At 72.3% G+C, this 20,020-nt stretch carries 16 protein-coding genes; 9 read left to right on the forward strand and 7 right to left on the reverse strand.

All coding sequences use genetic code 11. The annotated features are described in order from the left end of the window. Positions 1–14: 14 nt before the first annotated feature. A complete protein-coding gene (locus ACLJT4_RS24320) occupies positions 15–1,268 on the reverse strand; it encodes an FAD-dependent oxidoreductase (protein WP_411125138.1) in 1,254 nt (417 codons plus the stop codon). 773 nt (positions 1,269–2,041) lie between these two features. Between ACLJT4_RS24320 and ACLJT4_RS24325 the strand changes: the two genes are divergently transcribed. The 5 genes from ACLJT4_RS24325 to sbnA all read left to right on the forward strand — a co-directional run bounded on the left by ACLJT4_RS24325 (position 2,042) and on the right by sbnA (position 10,602). Continuing rightward, positions 2,042–4,672: a Pls/PosA family non-ribosomal peptide synthetase gene (locus ACLJT4_RS24325; RefSeq protein WP_411125140.1), complete on the forward strand. Its 2,631-nt coding sequence runs from the start codon at positions 2,042–2,044 to the stop codon at positions 4,670–4,672. A gap of 112 nt (positions 4,673–4,784) precedes the next feature. Continuing rightward, positions 4,785–7,298: a non-ribosomal peptide synthetase gene (locus tag ACLJT4_RS24330; protein WP_411125142.1), complete on the forward strand. Its 2,514-nt coding sequence runs from the start codon at positions 4,785–4,787 to the stop codon at positions 7,296–7,298. Between the two features lie 167 nt (positions 7,299–7,465). Further along, complete coding sequence (locus tag ACLJT4_RS24335; protein WP_411125144.1) at positions 7,466–8,470, forward strand: TauD/TfdA family dioxygenase; 1,005 nt, start codon at positions 7,466–7,468, stop codon at positions 8,468–8,470. Next, complete coding sequence (gene sbnB, locus ACLJT4_RS24340) at positions 8,467–9,537, forward strand: 2,3-diaminopropionate biosynthesis protein SbnB (protein ID WP_411125146.1); 1,071 nt, start codon at positions 8,467–8,469, stop codon at positions 9,535–9,537. Before ACLJT4_RS24335 ends, sbnB begins: the two co-directional genes overlap by 4 nt. A gap of 63 nt (positions 9,538–9,600) precedes the next feature. Then, entirely contained in the window at positions 9,601–10,602 is a 1,002-nt protein-coding gene (gene sbnA / locus ACLJT4_RS24345) for a 2,3-diaminopropionate biosynthesis protein SbnA (protein WP_411125148.1), read from the forward strand. Between the two features lie 84 nt (positions 10,603–10,686). Here the strand turns inward: sbnA and ACLJT4_RS24350 are convergent, their stop codons facing one another. Beyond that, positions 10,687–11,703: a metallophosphoesterase family protein gene (locus ACLJT4_RS24350; protein WP_411125150.1), complete on the reverse strand. Its 1,017-nt coding sequence runs from the start codon at positions 11,701–11,703 to the stop codon at positions 10,687–10,689. 240 nt (positions 11,704–11,943) lie between these two features. Beyond that, positions 11,944–13,674 (reverse strand): hypothetical protein, encoded by a 1,731-nt coding sequence (locus ACLJT4_RS24355; RefSeq protein ID WP_411125152.1) that lies wholly within the window; start codon positions 13,672–13,674, stop codon positions 11,944–11,946. 243 nt (positions 13,675–13,917) lie between these two features. On the opposite strand from ACLJT4_RS24355, the gene ACLJT4_RS24360 reads away from it, so the two are divergent. Next, positions 13,918–14,280, forward strand: a complete 363-nt coding sequence (locus tag ACLJT4_RS24360) for a 5-carboxymethyl-2-hydroxymuconate Delta-isomerase (protein WP_411125153.1) — start codon at positions 13,918–13,920, stop codon at positions 14,278–14,280. A gap of 57 nt (positions 14,281–14,337) precedes the next feature. On the opposite strand, the gene ACLJT4_RS24365 is transcribed toward ACLJT4_RS24360, so the two are convergent. The 3 genes from ACLJT4_RS24365 to ACLJT4_RS24375 all read right to left on the reverse strand — a co-directional run bounded on the left by ACLJT4_RS24365 (position 14,338) and on the right by ACLJT4_RS24375 (position 15,963). Beyond that, entirely contained in the window at positions 14,338–14,823 is a 486-nt protein-coding gene (locus ACLJT4_RS24365; RefSeq protein WP_411125155.1) for a YfbM family protein, read from the reverse strand. Positions 14,824–15,061: 238 nt separating this feature from the next. Continuing rightward, complete coding sequence (locus ACLJT4_RS24370) at positions 15,062–15,229, reverse strand: hypothetical protein (RefSeq protein WP_411125157.1); 168 nt, start codon at positions 15,227–15,229, stop codon at positions 15,062–15,064. Next, positions 15,226–15,963: a glutamine amidotransferase-related protein gene (locus ACLJT4_RS24375; protein ID WP_411125159.1), complete on the reverse strand. Its 738-nt coding sequence runs from the start codon at positions 15,961–15,963 to the stop codon at positions 15,226–15,228. The genes ACLJT4_RS24370 and ACLJT4_RS24375 overlap by 4 nt, the downstream gene beginning before the upstream one ends. 94 nt (positions 15,964–16,057) lie before the next feature. On the opposite strand from ACLJT4_RS24375, the gene ACLJT4_RS24380 reads away from it, so the two are divergent. The 3 genes from ACLJT4_RS24380 (at position 16,058) to ACLJT4_RS24390 (ending at position 19,294) form a co-directional block, all read left to right on the forward strand. After that, positions 16,058–16,969 carry a LysR family transcriptional regulator gene (locus ACLJT4_RS24380; RefSeq protein ID WP_411125161.1) on the forward strand — a complete coding sequence of 304 codons (912 nt, stop codon included), beginning with the start codon at positions 16,058–16,060 and terminating at the stop codon, positions 16,967–16,969. A 612-nt stretch (positions 16,970–17,581) separates the two neighbouring features. Further along, positions 17,582–18,265, forward strand: coding sequence for a hypothetical protein (locus ACLJT4_RS24385; RefSeq protein WP_411125163.1), 684 nt, complete (start codon positions 17,582–17,584; stop codon positions 18,263–18,265). A 273-nt stretch (positions 18,266–18,538) separates the two neighbouring features. Further along, a complete protein-coding gene (locus tag ACLJT4_RS24390) occupies positions 18,539–19,294 on the forward strand; it encodes a dienelactone hydrolase family protein (RefSeq protein WP_411125165.1) in 756 nt (251 codons plus the stop codon). A gap of 95 nt (positions 19,295–19,389) precedes the next feature. On the opposite strand, the gene ACLJT4_RS24395 is transcribed toward ACLJT4_RS24390, so the two are convergent. Next, positions 19,390–19,917, reverse strand: a complete 528-nt coding sequence (locus ACLJT4_RS24395; RefSeq protein ID WP_411125167.1) for a hypothetical protein — start codon at positions 19,915–19,917, stop codon at positions 19,390–19,392. Positions 19,918–20,020 lie beyond the last annotated feature (103 nt).

Below are 20,020 nucleotides of genomic sequence, written 5' to 3' on the forward strand. Positions count from 1 at the left end.
TCGGGTGCCTGCGGTCACCCGACCGTCAGGTCCGCCAGCACCTCGCGGGCGGCCCGGGCGCCGGAGGCCATCGCCCCCTGCACCGAACCCGTCGCGCGGTGGTCACCGCACACGTAGCGGCCCGCACCCACCCGGGTGCGGCGGCTGAGGGGCAGTCCCGGTGGCATCGCGGGCAACGCTTCGTCCACCGTGCGCGTCGCGATCAGGTCCCAGTCACCGGTGTCGGTCTCGTAGCACTCCGCGAGGGCGGAACGTAGTGCCTGCTCCCGGCCCGCGAGGTCGCCGCCCAACGCGGAGGTCGCCACCAGTGCGTGGCCGCGCGGGGCGTGGCCAGGGTGGACCTCGCTCAGCACGCAGGTGTTCACGAAGCGTCCCCGTACGTCCGTCATCAACGTCGGCTCGCGCAACGGGGAGCGGGGGGCGAGGTGGTGGTAGGTGGTGACCGTGCGGTAGGGCGGTACGGCCAGGCGTGGGAGCAGGCGGGCGGCCGCCGCCGGCCCGACCGCGACGACGACGGCCCGTGCCGTCACTGCCCGGTCCCCGTCCACGAGGACACCGTCGTCGGTCAGTTCCGTGACGGGCGACCCCAACGACACAGTGCCGTGCGGAAGTTGGGCGGCCAACACCTGGGGAACGGCCCCGATGCCGCCGGCCGGCAGGCAGAGGGTGCCGCGGACCATGCTCCGCCAGACCAGGTGGAAGAAGCGGCCGGAGGTCGCCAACTGGTCCTCCAGGAACACCCCCGACAGGAACGGCCGGAAGAACCGCGCCACGAAGTCGTCGGTGAAGCCCGCCCTGGCCAGCGCCCGGCGCGTCGTGGTGTCCTTCCCGCGCCGCAGCAGCGTCGCGGGGGCGAGCACGTCCCGGCCGGTCAGCGCGGCCAGGGCGGCCAGGTCGCGCGGCCCGGCCAGTCCGCACGCCAACCCTTCCAGGGCCTGCCGGGGCGCGCGCGTGGGGTCGGCGAACCGCAGGCGCCGGCCGTCGTCGCACACCAGGAAGCCGGGCGTGAACGGGCGTAGCCGCAGGCGATCCAGTCGCACCCGGCGCCGCACTTGCGGATAGGCCGTGTTGAAGACCTGGAAACCGCGATCGACGGTGCACCCCGCCACGAGGTCGGTGCGCATCCGGCCGCCGGGCCGGTCTCCGGCTTCCACCACCCGCACCCGCAGCCCGGCCGCGCACAGGTCCGCGGCGCAGGCCAACCCGGCGGGCCCGGCGCCCACCACGACAACGTCCCACGCCGTGTGGTCGAGGTGTCGGATGCTCAATCTCGTTCCCTCACATCCCGGGTCTGCGGGGTTCAGGCGGGCACGCCACGCGTTCGAGCGTCGTTCCAGTATGCCGCCGGACACGGTTCGGCGCCGACGGTGACCGGGCCGGCTTCTTGCCCGGCTCTCCCCTTGTTCGCCCCCCCGTGCCCGGAGTGCGGTGCCCCGCGCCACCGTTCGGCGTCACTCGACCGGGCCAGGGTCCCCGGTGCTCGCAGCGCCCGTCGAGTCCGCTGCACAGGCCCCGAAACAGAGCGCCGAACGGCCCTCTGTGTACCACTTGGGCGGGCGGCATTCGATGGTGGCCCCCGAGGGCCTCGGGTAGCGTTGCGGTCATAGGTGAATAAAGAGCTGTTCAAGCCGGAGGATTTGAGGGTCGGGCGATTCCCCTACGAGGGGACGCCGAACCGAGAACCCGAATTTCCCGTCCCACCCGCGGTCGGCGCGAAGGGAGGAGCCGAAATCCTTCCGGTCCGACGTGCCTGATGCGTCGGTCACCATCGGATTGGCTCAGCAACACGCGTCGGGGCACGGTTCTCCGCGCGCTTCCTTCCCACGGACGCAAGGAAGGTCCGTCGTCCTCCGGTCTCGATCGAAGCAGCTCAGGCTGCTGGAACAGCTCGGTCGACACACTCATCGCCGCCGGAAGCACCCGGTCCGAGCACGCCGAAGCTTCCCCGGCGCTGCGGCACCTCATGGGTCGTTGCCGACCGCACTCCTGGTGAGTCGGTTTCCGCCGGCAAAAGCAGGCATGAGGCGCTCAAGGAGCTCACATGGTGAACGAATCTACCGACGGCCCGTCCGGCGGAACCGGTGAAAACGACATACCCCTGACGGGCGGCGGGGAATCCGTGGCCAGCCTGGAGCGGGCCTTCGCGGAATTGCTGGCAAAGGTGATGACGCGCACCGAACCAATTCCGGCCGACGGTCATTTCTTCGCCGATCTCGGCGCGGACTCCATGGTGATGGCCCATTTCTGCGCCCGGGTCAGGAAGCGGGCGGACCTGCCGTCGGTGTCGATGAAGGACGTCTACCAGCATCCGACCGTCCGGAGCCTGGCGGCGGCACTGGGTGCGGACGCTCCCGTGACCTCGGCTCCCGCGCCGCGCACCGCCCCGGTACCGACCGAAGCGCCGCTGCCGGGCAGCACCGCGCGCTACGTGCTGTGCGGAGCCCTGCAGTTGCTGTTCTTCTTCGGCTACTCCTACGTCCTCGTGCTCGCCACCACCCGCGGATACCAGTGGGTCTCCCGTGGATCCGGTCCCCTGGCCCTCTACGGACGGGCGGTCGTCTTCGGCGCCGCCGAATTCTTCGGCCTGTGCGCCTTTCCGATCGTGGCCAAGTGGCTCCTCATCGGACGGTGGACGGCCCGCGAGTTCCCGGTCTGGGGGCTGACCTACCTGCGCTTCTGGATCGTGAAGGTGTTGGTGCACGCCAACCCCATCGTGCTGTTCGTCGGCAGTCCGGTGTACGTGCTCTACCTGCGGGCCCTGGGCGCCCGGATCGGCAGGCACGTCACGATCCTCTCCCGCTCCGTCCCCGTCTGCACCGACCTGCTGACCGTCGGCGCCGGGTCGGTGATCCGCAAGGACGCGTTCCTGCTCTGCTACCGGGCCCACGCCGGGCGGGTCCAGACCGGGCCGGTCACCCTCGGCCGGGACGTGTTCGTCGGCGAGCACACCGTCCTCGACGTGCACACCGCCATGGGGGACGGCGCGCAACTCGGACACGCCTCCGCCCTGCAACCCGGCGAGGCGGTGCCGGCCGGCCAGCACTGGCACGGCTCTCCCGCCCAGCCGACGGAGGTGGAGTACCTGCGGGTGGCACCGGCCCGATGCGGAACGGGACGGCGTGCGGTCTTCGCCGCGGCCGGCCTCGCCAGGTCGCTGCTCGTCGTCCTGCCGTTGACCGTCTTGGTCTTCGCCGTCCTGTGGGCCAAGGTCCCGGTGTTGGGCGACGAGGGGAAGCTGAGCGGACTGGAGCTGTCGTCGGCGACGTTCTACCTGAACGCGCTGGTCCTCTCCCTGGTGCTGTTCTTCGGCTTCGTCGTCGTGGGACTGGCCGTGGTGTTCACCGCACCGCGACTGATGCGCCGAGCGGTCGAACCCGGGGTGGTCTACCCGCTGTACGGCTTCCACTACGCCACGCACCGTTCGATCGCGCGGCTGACCAACGTCAAGTTCTTCACCTGGCTGTTCGGTGACAGTTCCTACATCGTCCACTACCTGCAACGGTTGGGGTACGACCTCGCCCCCGTCGAGCAGACCGGTTCGAACTTCGGCAGCGGCGTGCAGCACGAATCGCCGTTCCTGAGTTCCGTCGGGAGCGGCACGATGGTCGCCGACGGCCTGTCGCTGGTCAACGCGGAGTTCTCCAGCACGTCCTTCAGCGTCGCCCGCACGGCGATCGGCAAGCACAACTTCCTCGGCAACCACATCGCCTATCCGGCGGGCGGGCGCACCGGCGACAACTGCCTGCTGGCGACCAAGGTGATGGTGCCGCTCGACGGGGAGGTCCGGGAGGGCGTGGGCCTGCTGGGTTCGCCGAGCTTCGAGATCCCCCGGTCGGTGGAGCGCGACAGCCGCTTCGACCACCTGCGCAGCGGCGACGAACTGCACCGGCGCCTGGCCGCCAAGAACCGCTACAACCTCCGCACCATCGCCCTGATCCTGCTCGTCCGCTGGCTGCACTTCCTCGGGTTGGTGCTGTTGAGCCTGGTGACCACCACCCGGGACGACGTGGTCGGGCACCTCTTGGACGCCGGGTTCCTGGTGTTCGTGATGGCGTTCACCGCCGTGTACTTCGCCTTCGTGGAGCGGTACACCCAGCGGTTCCGCCCGTTGCAACCCCAGGTGCGGTCCATCTACGACCCGTACTTCTGGCACCACGAGCGGCTGTGGAAGGTCCCCGACACCCACCTCAACGCGTTCAACGGCACCCCCTTCAAGAACCTCGTGTGGCGCCTGCACGGCGTCCGCCTGGGACGCCGGGTCTTCGACGACGGCTGCTACCTCACCGAGCGGACCCTCACCGCCATCGGCGACGACTGCACCCTCAACACCGGCAGCCGCATCCAATGCCACTCCCAGGAAGACGGCACCTTCAAGTCCGACCGCAGCACCCTCGGCGCCGGCTGCACCCTCGGCGTCGGCTCACTGGTCCACTACGGCGTCACCCTGGGCGACGGCGCCACCCTCGCCGCCGACTCCTTCCTCATGAAGGGCGAGGACGTACCACCCCACGCCCTCTGGGCGGGCAACCCCGCCACCGAGACGCACGTCCGCCGTGCCGTGGTCTCCCCCGCAGACGGCGAGCGGGAACCCGCATCCCTGGTGGACCGCCAGACACCGCCAAGTCGCTCCCCGCACCACGGCACGACCGTCGCCAAGCGGGCGCCCGGCTGACCCCGGGCCACCGTGACCGGCCGCCCACCCAGCACGGTACGAGCCACCACCGCCGCAGCCCGCGAGCGGGCCAGCGGCACCGCGGCACGAGGCAGTAGAGGGAGCACTGACGATGACGAAGCTGACGGAAGCCGATCGCGACTACTGGGAACAGGCCCTGGCCGCAGGGGGTTTCACCGCGGTGCCGCGCTGGTCCACCGAGTCGGGGACCGACCTGGCCGGGTACGAGTTGGCGCTGCCCGCGGAGACGGGGGCGGCCCTGGTCCGCCAGGCCGCCGCGCTCGGCAGCCCGGTGGAAGCGGTGCTGTTGGCCGCCCACGCCACGGTGCTCGCCGCGCTGTCGGGGGAACCGGACGTCACCACCGGGTACCGTGCGCCCGACGGCGGCGCGCCGTTGCCGTGCCGGGTGTCCACCACCGGTGTCAGTTGGTGCGAACTGGTGGAGCGGTCCACCCGTGCGGTGGCCGCACTGCTCCCCCACCGCGGGGTCACCGCCGCCGAGCTTGCGAACCAACTGGGCCTGGACCACGTCCTGTTCGAGGCCGAACTGGATCTGGCGGGGGCCGTGGACGAACTGGCTGCGGGCACCGTGCTGCGGGTGACGGCGTCTCGGGAGGGCGACGGGTTCACGCTGGGCGTGCGGTACCGGACCGCGGCGCTGGACGCGGCGGCCGCCGCCCGGATAGCCGGCTACCACCGCGCCGCGCTGACCCAGTTCGCCGCCGATCCGCAGGCCGCGCCGGTGCCGTCGGCGCTGCTGTCGGCCGCGGAGCGTCGTCTGCAGTTGGAGGGCCTGGCCGGGCCGCACCGGGAGCTGCCCGATCGGCGCTTCCACGAACTGTTCGAGGAGCGCGTGCGGGTCCATCCGGAGGCCGTCGCCGCGGTCCACGGCACCCGACGGTGTACCTACCGGGAACTCAACGAGCGGGCCAACCGCCTGGGACGGGCCCTGTTGGAGCGGGGGTTGGGGCACGAGGACGTCGTGGCGGTCGTCACGGAACGCAATCTGGACTGGCTGGCCGCCGTCCTGGCCGTCTTCAAGGCCGGCGGCGTCTACCTCCCCATCGAGCCGGGCTTCCCCGCCGACCGGATCGCGACCATGCTCGCGCGCGCCGCATGCCACCTCGTCCTGACCGAGTCCGGGAACACGGCCACGCTGGTCCAGGCGCTCAGCGCCGTGCCGGACGTCCGTACGCTCAGCGTCGACGCCGCGCACGACCGGACCCAGCCCGCGGAGGACCTGGGCGTCAAGGTGGCGGCGGACCAACTCGCGTACGTCTACTTCACCAGCGGCTCCACCGGGGAGCCCAAAGGCGCGATGTGCGAGCACGCCGGATTCCTCAACCACCTGCACGCCAAGATCACCGACCTCGGCATCACCGAAGGACAGGTCGTCGCCCAGACCGCCCCCCAATGCTTCGACATCTCCCTGTGGCAACTGGTCGCCGCCCTCCTCGTCGGCGGCCGCACCCACCTCGTCGACCAGCAGACAATCATGGACGTCCCACGCTTCGTCGACACCCTCGCCGACGGCCGCGTCACCGTCCTGCAAGTCGTCCCCTCCTACCTCGAAGCCGTCCTGTCCCACCTCGAACTCCACCCGCACCCGCTGCCGGACCTCCGCTGCGTCTCCGTCACCGGGGAGGCGCTCAAGATCACCCTTGCGCACCGCTGGTTCGCGGTGCAGCCGGGCGTCCGGCTCGTCAACGCCTACGGCCTGACCGAGACCTCCGACGACACCAACCACGAGGTCATGGACCGGGCCCCCACCGACGGCCGGGTCCCGCTCGGGCCGTGCGTGCCCAACGTCCGCGTCTACGTCGTCGACGACGACCTCCAGCCCGTGCCGCTGGGCGCCCCCGGGCAGATCGTCTTCTCCGGGGTCTGCGTAGGCCGCGGCTACGTCAACGACCCCGAACGCACCTGCGCGGCCTTCCTCGACGACCCCCACCGCATCGGACAACGCCTGTACAAGGGCGGCGACTACGGCCGGTGGCTGCCCGGCGGGAAACTGGACTTCCTCGGGCGACGCGACGCCCAGGTCAAGATCCGCGGCTTCCGCATCGAGATCGGTGACGTGGCCAACGCCCTGTTGCGGGTGCCCGGGGTCAGTGACGGTGCGGTGCTGGCCGTCGGCGGTGAGAGCCAGGCACAACACCTGGTGGCCTTCTACAGCGGCCCGCGGCCCCTGGAGGCGGACGACCTGCGCGGACACCTCGGGAAGGCGCTGCCCCCCTACATGCTCCCCAGCGCCTTCGAGTGGCTGGAGCGGCTCCCGCTGACCGTCAACGGGAAGGTCGACAACCAGGAGTTGGCCCGTCTCGTCGCCCAGCCGCAGGAGCCCGAGGCCGCCGACCGCGCTCCGCGCACCCCCACCGAGGTGCGACTGGCCCGTGCCTGGGCGGAGGTCCTCGGCATCCGGGAGGACGAGGTGGGTCGGCTGGACCACTTCTTCCGCCGGGGCGGCACCTCGCTCTCGGCGCTGAAACTCGTGATCGCGCTCGACCGGGCCGTCTCCCTCAAGGACCTGGCCAGTCACCCGGTCCTCGCCGACCTGGCCGGCCTGCTCGACGGGCACGAGGAGCGCGCGGGCGATCCGCGCGCCGTCCCCGCACCGCCACCGTGATCCACGCACCGGGCATCGGCGCGCCTGCGCGCGCACCTCGCCCGCGCGCGGCGCAGACCGCCGCGCGCACCGACGTCCCGACGATCCCGATGAGGCCGCACACGGCACGGCCGCCCCGCACCCCTCGTGGGGAACGCGGAGCAGCCGCGGACAGGAGAGGCACCGACATGTCACTGCCGCAGTCAACGATCGCGCTCGACCTGGACCGCCAGCCGGGCCGGCCCCCGATCCTCACCGCCGACGCGGGCACGGACCCCGCGCCGTGGACGGTCCGGAACCGGGACGCCCTGCGCGCCGTCCTCGCGGAGCACGGCGCGGTGCTGGTCCGCGGGCTGGGGCTGGCCGACGTCGACCGGATCGCCACGACCTTCCACGCGCTGTCGTCCGACCTGATGGTGGAGCGCGAGAGCTTCGCGCCGCGGGACGACCACGGGCAGGGCGTGTACTCCTCCTCCCCGTGGCCGCAGAACCAGCCGATGTGCATGCACCACGAACTCAGCTACACGCTCCGCTTCCCGGGCCTGATGCTCTTCGCCTGCCGCACCGCGCCCACCGACGGGGGAGCCACCGCGGTCGCGGACGCGAGCGCCGTCCTCGACGCCCTCCCCAAGAAGCTGGTCAAGCGCTTCGAACGGCAGGGCTGGTTGCTGACCCGCAGCTACAACGACGAGATCGGGGCCTCCGTCGCCCAGGCGTTCGGCACCGACGACCGCGAGGCCGTCGAACGCTACTGCCGCGCCAACGCCATCGCCTTCGACTGGCAACCCGACGGCACCCTCCACACCCGCCAACGCCGCAGCGCCGTCGTGCGCCACCCGGTCTCCGGACGCCGCTGCTGGTTCAACCAGATCGCCTTCCTCAACGCATGGACGATCGCCCCGGAGATCCGGGAGTACCTGGTCGACACCTACGGCGCCGACGGACTCCCCTTCAACACCCGCTACGGCAACGGCGACCCCATCGAGCCCGACGTCATCGAACTCCTCAACGCCGTCTACCAGGACCACACCGTCCGCGAGCCCTGGCGCGCCGGTGACCTCCTGCTCGTCGACAACGTCCGCACCGCACACAGCCGGGAGCCGTTCGACGGCCCCCGCGACGTCCTCGTCGGCATGGGCGCTCCCACGTCCCTGGCCGACTGCTCGCCCACCATCGAGGTGACCACGCCATGACGACCCTGCACTCCGCGGCCGACGGGCCCGCGACCGCCACGCCCCGTGCCGTACCGCCGTTCGCGGTGATCTCCGGGGCGCAGGTCCAGCACGCCCTGCAGGGCAGGTCCCGTCAGATCGTGGACCTGATCGAGGCCACCTACCGCCTGCACGGCACCGGCGACACCATCAACCCACCCTCCTACTTCCTACGCTTCCCCGACCGCCCCACCTCCCGCATCATCGCCCTCCCCGCCTCCCTCGGCGGACCCACCCCCGTCGACGGCCTCAAATGGATCTCCAGCTTCCCCACCAACGTGGCCAACGGAATCCCCCGCGCCTCCGCCGTCCTCATCCTCAACGACCACGACACCGGCTACCCCTTCGCCTGCCTGGAAAGCTCCATCATCAGCGCCACCAGGACCGCAGCCTCCGCCACACTCGCCGCCGACCGACTCACCCACAACCGACCCCGCCCCCGCACCATCGGCTTCTTCGGCACCGGCCTCATCGCCCGCTACATCCACACCTTCCTCACCCAAACCGGCTGGGAATTCGACCAGATCGGCATCCACGACCTGTCCCCGGACAGCGCCGCCGGCTTCCGCCTCTACCTCGAACAGACCGGCACCCCGTCCTGGATCACCCTCCACGACAGCCCCGAACAGCTCATCCGCAACCACGACCTCATCGTCTTCGCCACCATCGCCGGCGAACCGCACCTCACCGACCCCGCATGGTTCGACCACCACCCCCTCGTGCTCCACATCTCGCTGCGCGACCTCGCCCCCGAGATCCTGCTCTCCGCCACCAACATCGTCGACGACGTCGAACACTGCCTGAAGGCCAACACCTCCCCCCACCTTGCCGAACAGCTCACCGGCACCAGGGACTTCATCCTGGGTACGCTCGACGACGTACTGACGGAACGGGTGACCGTGCCGGCCGACCGGACCGTGGTGTTCTCGCCCTTCGGCCTCGGGGTCCTCGACCTCGCGGTCGGCAAACACGTCTACGACGAGGTGGCCCGCTCCGGCGAACTGCACGTCGTCGACGACTTCTTCCACGAGCTGCGCCGCTACGGCTGACAGCCCGGCGAACCGGCCGACCTCCATGCTCCTGACCGCACTCCTGATGAGGAAGGAGACGTCATGCCAGTCATCTCCGTTCCCACGGACTACAACGCCGAGGACCTCTACGTCGACCTGCGGTCGATCGTGGGGCACCAACTGTTCCTCAAGTGCGAGGGCTTCAACTTCGCCGGCTCCATCAAGCTCAAGGCCGCGACCGAGATGGTGGAAGCCGCCGAGGAGTCCGGGGCCCTGCGACCGGGGTCCGTCCTCATCGAATCCTCCTCCGGCAACCTGGGCGTCGCCCTCAGCATCATCGCCGCCAGCAAGGGCTACGACTTCCTGTGCGTGACCGACGCCCGCTGCAACCGCTCCGCACAACGGTTCATGGAGGCCATGGGCGGCCAGGTCCACATCGTGTCCGAACCGGCGGCCAGCGGCGGCCTGCTCGGCGCCCGCATCGCCCTCGTGCAGCGGCTGTGCGCCTCCGACAAGCGGTACGTGTGGCTCAACCAGTACGCCAACGCGGCGAACTGGCGGGCGCACTACCGCACCACCGCGCCGGCCATCGCCCGGCACTTCCCGCGTCTGAACGTCCTGTTCGTCGGCACCGGCACCACCGGCACGCTGATGGGCTGCGCCCGCTACTTCCGCAAACTGCACCGGCACGTACGGGTCGTCGCGGTGGACAGCGTCGGCTCGGTCACCTTCGGCGGCCAGCCGGGCTGCCGGATGATCCCCGGCCTCGGCACCAGCGTGAAACCGGCGCTGCTCGACGAGTCGTTCGTCGACGACGTCATCCACGTCCGAGAGGTCGACACCATCCGGGCCTGCCACCGCCTGGCCCGGCACGGCTTCCTCTTCGGCGGCTCCACCGGCACCGTCGTCAGCGGCGCCGTGGAGTGGCTGGCCCAGCGCCCCGGCCAGAACCTCACCGCCGTCGCCATCGCCCCCGACCTCGGCGAACGCTATCTCGACACCATCTACCACGCGAGTTGGCTGCACGCCCTGTACGGCGACGAGATGGTCCACCGCACCCGCGTCGCCGCGCGCCTCGCCCAGGTCGGAGAGCAGCACGCCTGACGCTCCCCGGCGCCCCGTGGCGCGGTGGTCGGCGGCGGTGGACGGTGGCGGCGACCAACTCCCGGACGGCCACGCCCTCCGGGATCAGCCGTCGGTTCCCCGGGTCGACAGCGGCACCGTGATCTCCTTCAACCAGGTGCCGGTCGCGAAGTCCCGGGCCCTGACGACGACCCGGTCCGCGTACACCTCGACCTGGAGCCCCTGGTTGAACGCGCCGGACACGGCGACCTCACCGCCCTGGCCGTTGTCGGTGTAACCGGTCTGCACCGCGCCCGTGTTGATCACCGAGAAGCCCGACAGGTTGGCCGTGCCGCTGACGACCCGGCGCACGTACCAGTCGGACAGCCGCAGGTCCCAGTGCGTGTGTCCGCAGAACACGAAGACGTCCTGGTACCGGCCCAGGATTCCCAACAGCCGCTCCGCCTGGAGGTAGTCGCGCAGGTAGAGCTTGTTGCGACTGCCGGAGACGGTGTCGGGCAGCGGGTGGTGCGTGATCACCATGACCGGCTTGCGCCGTCGCGCCCAATACGCCAGTCGTTCCGTCAGCCAGGTGAACTGCGCCTCGCTGAACCAGACCTCGTCCCACAACTGCGGTTCGTGGTAGTGCATGTACCGCTCGGTGCCCAGGCTCAGCACGGGTATGCCGCCGAAGGAGTGCTCGGCGAAGACGGTGTTGCGGCCGGCGAACGTGTAGAAGCTGCGGAACAGCGAGCCCTCGGTGGTGCCGTTGGGCCAGGTCGCCTGCGCGAGGGTGTCCGGGTCGCGCCACTTCGGCACGTAGAACTCGTGGTTGCCGATGGCCCAGGCAACGGTGCCTGGGTGGGCGTTCCGGTCGAACACCGCCCGGACCGCGGCGTATTCGGCGTCGTAGCCGCGCGGCGTGATGTCGCCGGCGATCGCGAGCCCCGAACTGCCCGGATTGGTGGCCCGCATGTCCCGCAGGGCCACGCCCAGGTCGTTGAGGTCGCCCTGGATGTCGCTGATGACGTTGAACGCGGTGACCGGGCGGCCCGGCCGGGGCAGGGCACTCGCCGGAGTCGGGGCGACGGCGACGGTGGCCACCGCCCCGGTGGCTGCGGTGAGCAGGGATCTGCGATGCACTGGTTGCTCCTCGGGCTGCGAACGGCTCGTCCACGACAACTGGCCCGTGCCGCCGGCCGGTCGGGACCGACCGGCAACGACCCGACCGGGCCAGCCCCCATCCCTACGTGAGGCGCCGACCGCGGATCCGGATTCTCCGTGACGCCCGCATGAACGCCGCCCTACGGAAACGGGTGCGCCGCGATCGGCCGGGATGGCTCGGGCGGGGTGGCGACCGGCGTACGCGCCCGGTCGCGGTCGCTATGCGCGCCCGGACGGGTGCTGGTGCAGGTACTGGAGCCGGGTCTGAGCCGTGGACACGTGCCGCGGATCGAGCGCGGGCAACTGCCGCAACAGGTTGATCAGCTCGGGGCCGTTCTCGATGGCCTGCTCGGTGTCGGCGATCTGGTTCCAGCAGTAGTGGGCGCCGCGAGCCGCGTTGAGGACTTCGGCGGAGTCGGACGACTGATGGGCCAGCCGGGTCCGGGCGGCCGCCACCCACAGCTGCGTGGCGAGCGGCCAACGCCCGGCGATCCGGGCGAGGTCGGCCCGGATCTCGGCCCACTGCGTGGCCTGCGGCGAGTCGTACCCGTACCGCTGGAGCGCCTGCTGCTCCCACGACGCGGCCATCTCCGCGGCCTGGTCGTGCCGCCCGGCCTGCGCCGCCTGCCAGATGAGCGGCCGGGGGTCCGGGGCGGTGGTCGGGACGGCGGCCGGTGCGGGCGACGGCTCGGCGGGCGCCGCGGCGGCCGGCGCGGGGGCGGGGGCGGGGGCCGATGGGGGCGCTGCCGGGGGAAGTTGCTGCGGGAGCGCGGGAGGTGACGGGGGTGCCGGCTGTGCCGCAGGAGGTGGGGGCGCGTGCGGCGCGGGCTGTTGCTCGGCGGGCGTCGGGGGCGCGTACGGGTGCTCCGGAGTGGCCGGGAGGGCCGGGCCGGTGAGGAACGCGGCAGTGGGCACGGGCGCGGCGCTCTGGGCCGGCACCGGCGCGGGACCGGCGGCGGGCGGCAGCGGCGCGGGGTGGGCCGCCTGCTCCATGAACGGGCCGGGCAGTTGTCCGGGGGGCTGTCCGGGTGCGGTGGATCCGGGGAAGGGACCCGGCGCGGCCTGCCACGGCTCCTGAGGCCCCTGGGGCTGCTCGTCGGCGTAGGGCCGGGCCTCGTACGGCACGGACGTCGCGAGCGGCGGGAACGGGTCGGGGTCCACGGGGGTGGGCACCGGCTCGGGGTCCCGCCGCCGCAGGGTGGGGAGCAACGCCCGGTCACCGGAGAGCAGCCGCTTGATCGGTGCCTTTGGCTGGGTTTCTGCGGTGTCGTGCGGGTAAGGGGCGGTGGATTCCGCGGTGTTCGGCAGGACGAGCGTCCCGGGCGGAAGGGGGGCGGCGGACGCGGCCAGCGCGTGCAGCCGGGCGTTCGAGGGCCGGTCCGGCTGGGAACGCAGCAGGTCGATCACGTGCTGGGTGTACACGCTGATCCCGTCGGCAGTGCCGGAGAGGCCGGGCGGCGTGATGACGCCGTAGACCTCGGCGTTCACCTCGGGCAGGCCGCCGAGCTCGTGGAGGACGGTCCAGGCGCCCTTGTCGGCGGCCATGTCCACCAGCACGGTCGTGGGACCGCGCCGCTGGCGCAGCTCGTTGTGCACCCACTCCCAGGGCAGCGCCGTGTAACGCGTCGTGGCGGGGCTCGAACCGGCGGCGGCGAGGTGCAGCCGGTGGTTCTTGCGGTCCACGGTCAACTGCCCGGCGAGGTAGACGAGCAGGGGGCCGGACGCCGCGGCGGCCGTGCGCAACCTGATCAACATGGTGTTCTGGTCCGGCGCCCCGTCGAGGTGGACGAGGTCCGCCGGCCGGGTGCTGCCGAGCAGCACGGGTACGGGGACGGCCGTCAGCGCGGCCAGATTGGCGCTGGGTATCACCTGGACGGTGCGACGGTGGGTGGCCCTGGCCCCCGCGATCAGCAGCACGTGGCCGCGCTGTTCCTCCCCGCTGGTCTGCATGGATGCACCCTACTCATGCCGCGGCCCGGGCGACGGACCGGCTGTCGGATATTTGCCGCACCGCGGCGCGCCGGGGCCCGTCGCACGGCGTCCACGCCCCGTCACCACGCGTGGTGCCCCGACGCCCCCGCGGACCCGTATCAGCCGATCCCCGGGGCCGGCCGCCGGGGCTCGGTGCGGCGTGCGGACGGCATGGACGAAGATAGGTGCATAGCGAACGCGTACGTGAGAGGTCCCTCAGCCATGCCCCACATCACCGTCGACTACACCGCACGGCTGGCCGGCGCCTTCGACCGGCAGGCGTTCGTGCGGGAGCTGCACCCGATGGTGCGCGACGAGGCCGGCTCGGCGGGTGTGTGCAAGACGTTCTTCCGGCCGGCCGCGGACACCTACGTGGGCGAGAGCGGCGCGGCGCGGGTGGCCTTCGTGCACGTCGAGGTCGGGCTGCTGCCGGGGCGCTCGGAGGAACTGAAGGCCCGGCTGTCGCGGGACGTGCTGGCGCTGCTCGACAAGCACCTGCCGGGGGACGACGCGCACGAGGTGGTGTCGTCGGTGGAGGTGCGGGACCTGGCCGCCTCGTACCGTTTGCAGCACTCGCCGCAGTAGTCGCGCGGGGGTCCGGGTACCGGCGGCCGGCACCCGGACCACGGACCGCGGCCAGGACTAGAAGCTGAAGGTCATGAGCGCCCCGTACCCGGCCCCGGCGGCCTGGGTGAAGAAGGCGACGAGGTCGTCGTAGGCGCTCGCCAGCCAGGCCAGTTCGCCTTCGGCGTCGAACCGCCAGACGTTGGGGTACACCCCCTCCGACGTCATCTTCTCCGGGGCGTAGTGGGCTGCCAGCTGCTCCCACGGGGTCGCCCGCAGTTCCCGGGCGACGCTCGCGACCTGCTCCGCGGACCACCCAAACAGGGTGCCGTCGTCCACGATCTGGTCGCCGTCCATCAGGAAGTCGAACTGCACGTCCGTCGCGTCGATCAGGAACTGCAGGCCGGCCCACGCCTTGTCCGGGCCCCCGTAAGGGCGGTCCGGCATCGGGAAGTCCTCGCTGGTGTACAGCTCGTAGACGAACGCGTTGGCCCATTCCGGGTCCTTCTCGGCCCTGTCCAGTTCCTTCGTCGTCGCGCTGATGAATCCGATGCTCACGCCCATGGCGCTGCTCCCCCTCTGCGGTCGGCTGACCGACCCGTTTGCTGCACTGACTTGATCGACTCGCCCGCACGGGCCGTGCGGACGACTCCTGTGTGCGGACCGCTTGTTCGGGCACCTGACCGAACGGCGAGTGCGAGTGTTCCACGAGGCACTGACAAGGGGGGTCGGTCCAGGCGGTAGCCGCCTGGGGCTCGGGAGCACGATGGTCGAGCGCGTCCCGGCGGCGGGACGCGCTCGCTCACGAGCGGTGCGGGCGCCGGTGGTGGGTGGTGGCGTCCAGGCGTACGGCGGCGAGGGCGGCGTCCGGGGCGGGCGCCAGCGGGCTGGCGGCGTGCGCGTGGGGGACGGTGCACGCGCGGAGCCAGGCACGCAGCAGGTCGCGCGGCCAGGCGGGGGCCCGGTTCATCGGGCCCGGGCGTGGTCGACGGCGGCGCGGGCCAGGCCGGTGATCAGCAGGTGGGCGCGGGTGCCGTCGCCGTCCAGTTCGGGTTGGAAGAGGGTGGCCAGGAAGAAGGGGTGGTCGGGCAGTTCGGCGATGCGGACCTCACCGGCGTCGTCGGTGCCGGTGAAGGCCAGCCCGTGTGCGCGCAGCAGGTCCAGGTGCCGGGGGTTGGGGGCGTAGTTGCAGTGGTAGCGGGCCGGTGTCCGGTCGGCACCCAGCAGTTGGGCGGCGCGGGAGCCGGGGGTGACGTCGACGGTGCCCTCGTGGCCGACCAGTGAGCAGGCCAACGGGACGACCACCGCGTCCTCGTCCGCGAGGTCCGGGGTGTTCTCGGCGTGGCCGGCGCGGTCCCGTCCGCAGACGTTGCGGGCGAACTCCAACAGGGCGTGTTGGAACCCGCCGCAGGTGCCCAGGAACGGGATGCCGGACTCGCGGGCCGAGCGGATCGCCGTCAGGATGCCGGACTCGCTGCGGTAGGGGCTGCCGGGCAGCACCCAGACCGCGTCGAATCCCGTCAGGTCCTCGTGCGCGTCGGCGGACGGGATCCAGTAGGCGTCCAGGTCCAGTCCGTCGCGCAGCCGGAGCGCGTCGAGGAGGGCGGGGATGCGGGCGTGCGAGCGGACGGCTTCGGAGCGGTCGCCGACCAGGGCGATGCGGGCGGCTGCCGGGCCTCGGCCGGCGGGTGTGGTGCGGTTCATGCACGTCATCCTGGTGCGCGCGCCTGGATCAGGTCCAACGATGATTCGTGCATTGCGGATAAGTGATTCTGATCGGCGTGCGATACTCGGGCGCATGGACCCGCATCTGCTGCGCACCTTCGTCGCGGTCCTCGACCACCGCTCCTTCTCCGGCGCCGCCGCGGCGCTCGGCTACACCCAGTCCGCGGTCTCCCAGCACATCGCCGCCCTGGAAGCCGACTTGGGCAGTCGCCTGGTCGAGCGGCGGCCGGTCGCGCCCACGCCGGCCGGCGCACGCCTGTTGGAGCACGCTCCCGCCCTCCTGCTGCGCCTGGACGCGGCCCGGGCCGACATCGCGCGCCTGCACCAGGCACGTCCCACCCGGTTGACGGTCGCCTGCTCGCCGGCCGCGCTGGGCGCCACGGTGGCCCGCTCCCTGGCCGACCTGCGCGCCGCGACCCATGCGCTGGACGTGGAGGTCCGGGTCATGGGCCGGGACGCGGTGCTCGCGGAGGTGCTGGCCGGGCGCGCCGACCTCGGATTCGTGGACGGTGCGGCCGCCCCCAGCGACCCGTTGCCGATGCCCGACCTCGGGCCGATGACCACCCTCGCGGCGGCCGAGGAGACGTTGGCGGTCCTCTTCCCGCGCGACCATCCGCTGGCGGGGCGCCGTGCGGTGCGGTTGTCCGACCTCGCCCAGGCACAGTGGATCGACGCGTCCGACACCGCGGTCCCGCTCGATCGGTTGCGTGCCGTCTGCCGCGCCGAGGGCTTCCGTCCGCGGATCCGCCACCGCGGCACCGACCTGCACGGCCTGGCCGCGCTGACCGCCGCCGGCCACGGTCTGACGGCGCTCCCCCTGCCGGTGGCGGCCGCGCTGCCCGGCGTCGTTGCCGTCCCGGTGAGCGCCCCCCGGCTGGTCCACCGCACCGAACTCGTGCACCCCGCCAACCCCGTTGCTCCCACACGCCAGTTGGCCGACTTGCTCACCACCCGCGGACTGGCCGCACACACCGGACGACGCTGACCGGGGCCGGGACGACCGAGCACCGCCGCGACCACCCCGGCCGTGGTCCGGGTGCGGCCGGGCGCGTCGTCCCGGCACCGCGGACGGCCCGCCGGTCTGCCCCGTTCACCGTGCGGGCAGGCGGGACGTCGACGCACCGCGCGGCCTGCCGGTATGGGGAACGGACGCCCTGGTCGCCGGCTCCCTGGTGGCTGAACATGGCGCATTGCAGAGCCTGTTGGAGCGTGTTCAGGACAACGCGCCTGGTGGCCGGCGCAGACCGCAGCCGACTGCACCGGGGCGGCGCCGAACACCGTGGACGTACGCCTCGCACGCCTGAGCGCCCACCGAACCGCCCCGCCTGGCGCCTGTCCCACCCCTCCGCGCGCGCCAACACCACCCTGGAGCAAGGCATCGGCCGCACACCGCCGCAGTGGACATCCGCCCAGGCCGGAGGGGTTCCAGACAGCTGACCGGGCGGCGCCCGGGGCGTGTTGCGCAGGCACGAACTGGCTCATCCGGACCCGGTGCACTTCCGTCAGATCATCCCGCCAAGGCCGTCCCCTCTCCCGCAGCACGGTCGTTGGGCGTATGGTGACTGGAATCTCATTCCCCCGTGAGGTTAGGAAACACATGACTGAGTCCGTTCTCCATCAGACGATCCAGAATCTCGAAGGCGTACTGCCCGAGCTCGAAGAGCAGGAACGGCACCTGCGCGGCCAGCTCGACGCCGTGGTGCAGCGGGCGACGTCCGCCCGCAGCGCACTGGAGCACCTGCGGGTGTTGACCGGTGCCGCCGTCCCCGACAGGCAGTCGGTGGCGGTTGGTTCGGTCACCGTGGTGGCGCCCGCGGATGCGGATGTCGCCGGCCAGGAAGCGTCCGACGAGGGCCGGGCCGCGGACACCACCGCGGCGCCGGTCGCCGACGAGCCGGCGGCCGAGCCCGAGGGCGCGGCGTCCGTCGTGCCCCAGCCGCGGGCCGCGACGTCGCCGCGCGCCAAGCGCCGCACGGCGAAGAAGCCGGCCGCCAAGAAGGCCGCACCGGCGAAGCCCAAGGCGAAGAAGGCGGCGCCCAAGCGGGCCGCGGTCGCCAAGCACCCGGCCACCAAGGAAAAGGACTCCGGCAGCCTGTTGGACGCCGCGCTGGACGTGTTGAAGGGCTCGGGCGCGCCGATGCGTCCGCGGGACATCAACGAGGCGCTGGGCCGGGAAGCCACCCCGGGACAGATCGAGTCCGTGCGCAACACCCTCGACCGGGCCGTGAAGAAGACGGACCTGGTCACCCGCCCCGGGCGGGGCACGTACGCGGCGGCCTGACCCGGCCCCCGCACGCAGTGCGATTGCGGGCCCGTCCCCAGCGGGCCCGCACGGCCGTCCGCGCGCCGGCCCCGGCACGACGGCACAGCGCCCATCCAACTGCCGCGCCCACCACGAGGGATGGGGGTCGCGCCGGCCTCGGCCCCACTGGCCTCCCCGGGTCTTCGGGCGTTACCCCGCGTTCTCGCTCGTTCCCACGCCTTCGCGCGGCTTGGGAGCGACTCCCCGCCGCGCGGTCGGAAGCTGTAGCGGCCAAGGGGTTACCGTGTGGGCATGACCCCTGTGCACGGTGCATCACTCGACCTCCCCACTCCGGACGGGACCGCCGACGCCTACTTCGCCCACCCCGACGACGGCGCTCCGCACCCCGGAGTCCTGCTCTACATGGACGCCTTCGGGCTCCGGCCCTCGTTGGAGGCGATGGCCAGGCGACTGGCCGGGCACGGCTACGCGGTGCTGGTGCCCAACGTCCTCTACCGCGCCGGGCGCGCTCCCCTCGTGGAGCTTCCCGAACACGTCTCCCCCGCCGACCGGCCCGAGATCTTCACCCAGCTCTTCCCCCTGATCCGCGCGCTGACCCCCGAACTGGCGATGCGGGACGCCGGGACGTACCTCGACTGGCTGGCCGACTCGCCACAGGTCGCCGACGGCCCCGTGGGAACCACCGGTTACTGCATGGGCGGCGTCCTCGCGCTCCGCACGGCAGCGGCCTTCCCCGACCGGATCGCGGCCGTGGGCGCGTTCCACGCCGGCAACCTCATCACCGACGCGGCGGACAGTCCGCACCTGCTCCTCGACCGCATCACGGCGGAGCTGTACTTCGGCCACGCCGACCAGGACCACTCGATGTCGGCCGAGCAGATCGAGCAGCTGGAGCGGGCGTTGGACGCCGCGGGGCTCCGGTACCGCAGCGAACTGTACGAAGGGGCCCAGCACGGGTACACCCAGGTCGACACCGCCATGTACGACGCCGAGGCGAACGAACGTCACTGGCGGGCGCTGGTGGACCTCTTCGGCCGGACGCTCTGAGACAGCAGACGAACGGGCCCGGCGGCCGGGCGGGGCGCCCCGCTCGCCGGGCCCGGGCCGGGCGCGGTGGATGCCGCGGCCGGCGCCGTCGCGGTTCAGCAGCCGGTGCCGGTCGGAGTGAACCGCAGCCGGGCGTGGTCGTCCGCGCCGAGTGCCTGGTGGTAGGTGGCGGAGGTGACGCGGTACCAGACGGCGTCCTTCTTCGGGTCGCCGTTGACGTCGTCCAGCCTCACGCACCAGCGCTCCGGGCGGATCACCCGGCGGTAGGACTCGGTGCCGCGGGTGGTCTGGTGGCAGTCCTGGTAGTGCTCGGTGGTGTACCAGGTCTTCTTGGTGCGGCCGCTGCGCTTGGTGTGCTTGACCTGCCGGGTGGCGGGCGTGCAGGTGGTGACCCGGTGCGGTCGGGTGGCCGCGGTCGTCTGCCTGGTGAGGTGCCGGACACCGGCGCGCAGTCCCGAGACGCCGTCCGGGTGCGGCGGAGTGCCCTGGGTGCCGGTCGCGGTGCCGTGGCCGCCGCTGCCCGGCCCGGACGCGGCGCCGTTCGTGCCACCGCTGCACGCGCCCAGGCCGCCCACGAGCAGCACCACCATTCCGGCCCGTACCAGTCGGTGCTTGTTGCGCATGTCGTCCTCTGCGGTTGGTGGGTGGTTCCGCCGCCGCCCCGGCCAGGCTCCCGCAGGTGCCGGCACCGGTGGCCGCCGGTCTCTCCTCCGGTGGCCGGGCACC

The sequence above is a fragment of the Streptomyces sp. x-19 genome (assembly GCF_046549115.1).
GTDB classification, from domain to species: domain Bacteria; phylum Actinomycetota; class Actinomycetes; order Streptomycetales; family Streptomycetaceae; genus Streptomyces; species Streptomyces albulus_C.

Bases quoted from the DNA above. Each gene is read 5' to 3' on its own strand.
- ACLJT4_RS24375 (WP_411125159.1), bottom strand. From the start codon at position 15,963: ATGAACCGCACCACACCCGCCGGCCGAGGCCCGGCAGCCGCCCGCATC.
- ACLJT4_RS24335 (WP_411125144.1), top strand. From the start codon at position 7,466: ATGTCACTGCCGCAGTCAACGATCGCGCTCGACCTGGACCGCCAGCCG.
- ACLJT4_RS24370 (WP_411125157.1), bottom strand. From the start codon at position 15,229: ATGAACCGGGCCCCCGCCTGGCCGCGCGACCTGCTGCGTGCCTGGCTC.
- ACLJT4_RS24390 (WP_411125165.1), top strand. From the start codon at position 18,539: ATGACCCCTGTGCACGGTGCATCACTCGACCTCCCCACTCCGGACGGG.
- ACLJT4_RS24385 (WP_411125163.1), top strand. From the start codon at position 17,582: ATGACTGAGTCCGTTCTCCATCAGACGATCCAGAATCTCGAAGGCGTA.
- ACLJT4_RS24365 (WP_411125155.1), bottom strand. From the start codon at position 14,823: ATGGGCGTGAGCATCGGATTCATCAGCGCGACGACGAAGGAACTGGAC.
- sbnB (WP_411125146.1), top strand. From the start codon at position 8,467: ATGACGACCCTGCACTCCGCGGCCGACGGGCCCGCGACCGCCACGCCC.
- sbnA (WP_411125148.1), top strand. From the start codon at position 9,601: ATGCCAGTCATCTCCGTTCCCACGGACTACAACGCCGAGGACCTCTAC.
- ACLJT4_RS24360 (WP_411125153.1), top strand. From the start codon at position 13,918: ATGCCCCACATCACCGTCGACTACACCGCACGGCTGGCCGGCGCCTTC.
- ACLJT4_RS24380 (WP_411125161.1), top strand. From the start codon at position 16,058: ATGGACCCGCATCTGCTGCGCACCTTCGTCGCGGTCCTCGACCACCGC.
- ACLJT4_RS24325 (WP_411125140.1), top strand. From the start codon at position 2,042: ATGGTGAACGAATCTACCGACGGCCCGTCCGGCGGAACCGGTGAAAAC.
- ACLJT4_RS24330 (WP_411125142.1), top strand. From the start codon at position 4,785: ATGACGAAGCTGACGGAAGCCGATCGCGACTACTGGGAACAGGCCCTG.
- ACLJT4_RS24355 (WP_411125152.1), bottom strand. From the start codon at position 13,674: ATGCAGACCAGCGGGGAGGAACAGCGCGGCCACGTGCTGCTGATCGCG.
- ACLJT4_RS24395 (WP_411125167.1), bottom strand. From the start codon at position 19,917: ATGCGCAACAAGCACCGACTGGTACGGGCCGGAATGGTGGTGCTGCTC.